At 68.4% G+C, this 5,700-nt stretch carries 5 protein-coding genes and 1 pseudogene; all 6 read left to right on the top strand.

All coding sequences use genetic code 11. The annotated features are described in order from the left end of the window. Positions 1 to 74 precede the first annotated feature (74 nt). Positions 75 to 770 (top strand): DUF4159 domain-containing protein, encoded by a 696-nt coding sequence (locus BF95_RS24250; RefSeq protein ID WP_043155284.1) that lies wholly within the window; start codon positions 75 to 77, stop codon positions 768 to 770. 131 nt (positions 771 to 901) lie between these two features. After that, positions 902 to 1,890 (top strand): annotated as a pseudogene (locus BF95_RS24245) (AAA family ATPase). A gap of 9 nt (positions 1,891 to 1,899) precedes the next feature. After that, complete coding sequence (locus BF95_RS24240; protein WP_043155282.1) at positions 1,900 to 2,775, top strand: DUF58 domain-containing protein; 876 nt, start codon at positions 1,900 to 1,902, stop codon at positions 2,773 to 2,775. Between the two features lie 2 nt (positions 2,776 to 2,777). Continuing rightward, the gene (locus BF95_RS24235; protein ID WP_235209984.1) at positions 2,778 to 3,548 is read left to right on the top strand and encodes a BatA domain-containing protein; all 771 of its coding nucleotides are present in this window, start codon (positions 2,778 to 2,780) and stop codon (positions 3,546 to 3,548) included. 62 nt (positions 3,549 to 3,610) lie between these two features. Continuing rightward, positions 3,611 to 3,916 (top strand): hypothetical protein, encoded by a 306-nt coding sequence (locus tag BF95_RS29950; RefSeq protein WP_235209983.1) that lies wholly within the window; start codon positions 3,611 to 3,613, stop codon positions 3,914 to 3,916. Then, positions 3,913 to 5,505, top strand: coding sequence for a hypothetical protein (locus BF95_RS24230; protein WP_051520228.1), 1,593 nt, complete (start codon positions 3,913 to 3,915; stop codon positions 5,503 to 5,505). Before BF95_RS29950 ends, BF95_RS24230 begins: the two co-directional genes overlap by 4 nt. The last annotated feature ends 195 nt before the right edge of the window (positions 5,506 to 5,700 follow it).

The raw sequence follows: 5,700 nt of genomic DNA, 5'->3' as shown, positions 1-5,700 counted from the left end.
GATAGCGCGACACCCCTCCGTCTGGCTACGCCAGCCACCTCCCCTTCCAGGGGAGCATCGGCAATGTTCGGCGCATGACCCGCAATGATTTCCTCCGGCTGATGGCAGGTGGCCTGGCCAGCGCCATGCTGGCCCGTCCGCTCGCGGCCGCCGGGGGCTATGATTTCTGGTTCACCCGCCTGCGCTATGATTCAGGCGACTGGGATGTCGATCAGCGGATGCCGTCCAACGTCATCACCTCGCTGATCGACTATACGACCTTGCGGGTCGATCCGAAGGAGCATGTCCTGGCCCTGTCGGACCCCAAGATGCTGACCGCGCCCTTCTGTTATCTCGCCGGCCACAAGCTGGTCGAGTTCTCGCCCGCCGAACGGCGCAATTTCGAACGCTATGTTCGCAATGGCGGCTTCGTAATGGTGGACGATTGCAATCACGACATTGACGGCCTGTTCGCCCGCTCGTTCGAAGCACAGATGGCCAAGATTTTTGGGCCCAAGGCGATGAAGACGCTGCCCAAGAACCATGGCCTCTATCGCAGCTTCTTCACCTTCGATGGCCCGCCCAATACCGGCCTCGAACTCAACGGCTGGGGCGATGACCTCGTCCATGATTATCTCAAGGGGATAGAGGTAAATGGGCGACTGGGCGTTCTCTACAGCAACAAGGATTATGGCTGCGAATGGGACTATCACTGGCGCAACAAACGCTTCCTGGCCGAAGATAACACCAAGTTCGCGGTCAATATCGTGATGTATGCGCTGTCGGTTTGATCCTCGTACCGCTCTTTGTCTTCGTCATTCCCGCGAAGGCGGCAACCCATCTCCCACCAGCGCGCCAAGAGATAGCGCCAGAGATGGATCCCCGCCTGCGCGGGGATGACGACCTTTAAGTTAGGATATACATGACCGACCTCACCGAAGCCGACATCCAGACGCGCCTTGCCGCGCTTACCCAATTGCGCGCGGCGATCGGTCAGGCGATCGTGGGCCAGGCCGATGTGGTCGAACAATTGCTGATCGGCCTGCTCGCCGGTGGCCATTGCCTGCTCGAAGGCGTACCGGGCCTCGGCAAGACGCTGCTCGTCCGCTCGCTCGGCGAAGCGTTGAAGCTCGACTTCCGCCGGGTCCAGTTCACCCCCGACCTGATGCCGAGCGACATATTGGGCACCGAATTGCTTGAGGAGGACCATGGCACCGGCCATCGCAGCTTCCGTTTCCAGCCCGGCCCGGTCTTCACCAACCTGCTGCTCGCCGACGAACTCAACCGCACCCCGCCCAAGACGCAGGCCGCACTGCTGGAGGCGATGCAGGAAAAGACGGTGAGCTATGCCGGCGTCACCCACCGCCTGCCCGCCCCCTTCTTCGTGCTGGCGACGCAGAACCCGCTGGAGCAGGCGGGCACCTACCCCCTGCCCGAAGCGCAGCTCGACCGCTTCCTGCTGCACATCCGCGTCGATTATCCCAGCGAAGCGGAGGAACGCGCGATCCTGGCGCAGACCACCGGGTCCAAGCCCGGCACCGTCCCCGCCGTGATGGCCGGGGAAGAAGTGCTGGCGTTGCAGAAACTGGTGCGCGACGTGCATTTCGGTGACGAGCTGCTCGACTGGGTGACGCGGATCATCCGCGCCAGCCGCCCCGGCGACGGCGCGCCCGATGACATCGCCCGCTACGTCAAATGGGGGGCTGGCCCCCGCGCGGGCCAGTCGCTGATCCTGGCCGCCAAGGCGCGCGCTTGTTGCAGGGTCGCCTAGCCGCCACCCGTGACGATATCGTCGCGCTGGCCGCGCCGGTGATGCGCCACCGCCTGCTGCTGTCCTTCGCGGCCGAGGCCGAGGGGCGCAGCGCCGATGATGTCATCGCCTCGCTGCTGCGCGCCGTGCCGCTCGCCTGATCGCGCACCATGGCCGACCTGATCCCCGCCGATGTTCGCCGCAGGCTGAAAGGCCTGCGCCTCGTCACGCGGCGCGCGGTCGGGCAGCATGGCATCGGCCTGCACCAAAGCCACAGCCGGGGCGCGGGTTTGGAATTCGCCCAATATCGCGCCTATGAACCGGGCGACGAACTGCGCCAGATCGACTGGAAACTCTATGCCCGGTCGGACAAATTCTTCGTGCGGGAAGCCGAGCGCGAAAGCCCGGTCGCGGTCTGGATCCTCATCGACGCCAGCGCGTCGATGGGCCAGGCCGATGCGGGCCGCCCCGACTATAGCCGCTTCGACGCCGCCAAGGCGATGGCCGCATCGATCGGCGAACTGGCGATGCAGCAAGGCGACCGGTTCGGCCTGATGGCCCTGGGCGACCGGGGCCTCACTTTGCTCCCCCCCGCCACGGGCCTGCGCCAGCGCGACCGGCTGTTGCTCGACCTGCTGGCGCTGCGCACCGCCACCGGCTTCCCGCCCGAAGAGCAGCTTGCCCCGGTGTGGGAGCGGATCGGCGCGCATGATCTGGTCATCCTGCTGAGCGACTGTTTCGATGAGGGCGCGGTCGCGCTGGTCGAGAAGCTGGCCGCCGCCGGGCGTGAAACGCTGGTGGTCGAGATGCTGACGCTCGCCGAGCGCGATTTTCCCTTCAGCGGCGGTTATCGTTTTCGCGATCCCGAAACCGGCGAAGAACTGCTCGCCGATGGCGCCGCCTTGCGCGCCGAGTTTCTGGCCCGCTTCGGCGAAGCGCGCGCCGCGCTGCATGCCCGGCTGGACGCGGCGGGCGTGACCCATGTCGCGCATATGCTGGACGAGCCGGTCGACCTGCCGCTGCGCCGCCTGTTCGCGGCGGTCTGACCATGGGTGTCGGCCTGCTCTTTCCCGCCGCGCTGGCGGCGTTGCTGGCCCTGCTGGTGCCGCTCGCCATACATATTGCGCGCAAGAGCGAGCAATTGCCGACCGACTTCGCCGCGCTGCGCTGGTTGCGATCAAAGCCGCGCCCCCGTTCACGCCTGCGCTTCGACGAATGGCCGCTGTTGCTGCTCCGGCTCCTGCTGCTGGCGCTGGTCGCGCTGTGGCTGGCGCAGCCTGTCCTGTCGGGCGCGGGGGACGATACGCCCTATGTCGCGGTCGTCCCCGGCGCGCAGGTCGATCGCGCGCAGTTTACGGATGCGCGGGTCCATTGGCTCGCCCCCGGCTTTCCGCCGATCGAAGATGCCACGCCCACCGGCCCCCTGCCCGTCGCCAGCCTGATCCGCCAGCTCGACGCCGATTTGCCCGCCGGAACCCCGCTCACCATCCTCACGCCGCAGGTCATCGACGGCGCGGATGCCGCCCGCCTGCACCTGTCGCACAAGGTCGACTGGCGCATCGTGCCGGGCACCATGCCCGCGCCCACCACGGCAGCCGCCCCCGCCCCAACCGTCGCGATCCGCTTCGATGCCGCACATCGCCCCGCCCTACGCTATCTGCGCGCCGCCGCGATGAGCTGGCAACCGACCGGGCGCACCATCGACAGCGCCTCGATCGACAGCCCCTTGCCCGACCGGCAGCATGTGTTGATCTGGCTCGCAGGCGGCACCCTGCCCGACAGCGTCACGGACTGGATCACGCAGGGGGGCACGGCCTGATCGCCAGCGATGCCACCGCCCCGAAAGGCACCCCGACGCCGCACTGGCGCGATGCGCTGGGTGTGCCCTTGGTCGAGGGCGCACCGCTGGGCGCGGGCCGATGGCTCCGCTTCACCCGACCGCTACGCCCCGCCGACATGCCGGTCCTTTTGGACGGCGATTTCCCCGCGCAATTGCGTCCCCTGCTCGCCCCCTCCCTCTCGCCGCCCACGCGCGTCGCCGCCGCCGACTATGCGCCGCTCCCCGGTGGACGCACCTATGACCAGCAGCCCGAACCGCTCCGCCCCTGGCTGGCGTTGCTCATCGCCCTGCTGCTGATCGCCGAACGCTGGCTCGCCACCCGCCGCAGCCGGGGCGTATCGCCATGAGCGCCACCGCCCTCACCCACCAATGGACGGCGCCCGCACGCACACGCGCGTTTCTGAACGCCATCGCCATCGGCATCCCGCTGGCGATCAGTGCTGGTGCCGTGGCCTGGCGGCTGGCGGGGATCGGCGCGGCGATCGCCACCATCGCGATCGGCCTGACCCTATCGTTGCTCATCGTGCTGCGGATGGCGGCCCGGTTCGATCAAGACTGGCTGATCCGCACACTCGATGCCCGCCGCCCCGACATGGAAGACAGCGCTGCGCTGCTCTTCGCCGACGATGCCACCCTCGGCCCGCTCCAACGGCTGCAACAGGCGCGCCTGACCGCCCGGATCGACGCCGACACGCCCGACCGCCTGGCCCCCGACTGGCATCGGCGCAGCATCGCCCTGACCGCCATCGTCGCCCTGATCATCATCGCCCTCGCGCTGCTCTGGCCCCGTCCCGGCCAAGGCCCACCCACGCTCGCCCCCGCCAGCGAAGGCGTCGCGGCAGCGCCGGGCATCCCGCGCCTCGTCGCGCAAAATCTCCGCATCCTCCCGCCCGCTTATACCGGCCTGCCCGTCCGCGACTCCCAATCGCTCGACGCCCGCGTGCCGCACGGGTCGCGACTCGAATGGACCTTGCGCTTCGATCCGCAAGCCCGCGTCCCACGCCTGCTGATGCTGGGCGGCCAGCCGCTCGCGCTGCGACGCGATGGCGCGGACTGGATCGCCAGCCGCACGGCCGACGCCGCCTTCCTCTACCGCGTCGATCCCGCCGCCGGACGCGGCCCCACCCCGCCGCTCCACCGGATCGACACGATCCCCGACGCCCCGCCACAGGTGAAGGCAATCCGCCCCAAGGCCAATCTGACGATGATATCGCCGGACCAACGCAACTGGTCCCCTACTTTTACCGCGACCGACGATTATGGCGTGGCCGCCAGCGCCCGGCTCCGCATCACGCTGGCGATCGGCGAGGGCGAAAATGTGACCTTCACCGAGCGCGAAATTGCCGTCAGCGGCAGCGGCCCCGCGCGCAACCGCCGCTTCGCCCCCCGCCTCGATTTCGGAGCGCTGGGCTTTGGCCCCGGCAGCGACATGGTCGTGCAACTCGTCGTGCGCGACAATCGCAGCCCCGCCCCGCAGGAAGCGCGCAGCCCCAGCCTCATCCTGCGCTGGCCATCGGCGCAGCAACCCGACGGCAGCGGGCTGGAGGGCATGGTCAACACCGTCCTGCCCGCCTATTTCCGCAGCCAGCGGCAGATCATCATCGACGCCGAAGCACTGCTCAAACAAAAGTCCCGCCTCAGCGCCGACCGCTATCTCGCCCGTTCGGCCAGCATCGGCACCGACCAGCAGATTTTGCGCGGCCGCTACAGCCAGTTTCTGGGCGGCGAGGAATCGGCCCAGCCCCAACTCCCCACCGCCGACGCGGAAACCCATCATGACGGCGACGGCCATGACCATGGCCCCCCGCGCCAGCCCGCGCCGGGCTTTGGCGTCGCCGAAGATGTGCTGGCCGATTACGGCCATCCGCACGACGACAGCCCAGCCTCCAGCCTCGACCCCGAAACCCGCGCCATCCTCAAAAAACGCCGTCGATGAAATGTGGCAATCCGAAGTGCATTTGCGCCAGGGGCATCCTGACCTCGCCCTCCCCTTCGCCTATCGCGCGCTGCGCTTCATCAAGGAGGTGCAGCAGGCGACCCGCATCTTCCTGTCGCGCGTCGGGCCGGATCTGCCGCCGATCGACCCCAGCCGCCGCATGACCGGCAAGCGCGAAGGCACGGCCAGCCGCAC

The sequence above is a fragment of the Sphingobium sp. Ant17 genome (assembly GCF_000588875.1).
In the GTDB taxonomy this organism is placed as follows: domain Bacteria; phylum Pseudomonadota; class Alphaproteobacteria; order Sphingomonadales; family Sphingomonadaceae; genus Sphingobium.
This window is presented reverse-complemented; position numbering and strand designations above follow the sequence as displayed.

Excerpts from the sequence above, each read along its gene's own strand:
- BF95_RS24250 (WP_043155284.1), top strand. The coding sequence starts at position 75 with ATGACCCGCAATGATTTCCTCCGGCTGATGGCAGGTGGCCTGGCCAGC.
- BF95_RS24240 (WP_043155282.1), top strand. The coding sequence starts at position 1,900 with ATGGCCGACCTGATCCCCGCCGATGTTCGCCGCAGGCTGAAAGGCCTG.
- BF95_RS24235 (WP_235209984.1), top strand. The coding sequence starts at position 2,778 with ATGGGTGTCGGCCTGCTCTTTCCCGCCGCGCTGGCGGCGTTGCTGGCC.
- BF95_RS24230 (WP_051520228.1), top strand. The coding sequence starts at position 3,913 with ATGAGCGCCACCGCCCTCACCCACCAATGGACGGCGCCCGCACGCACA.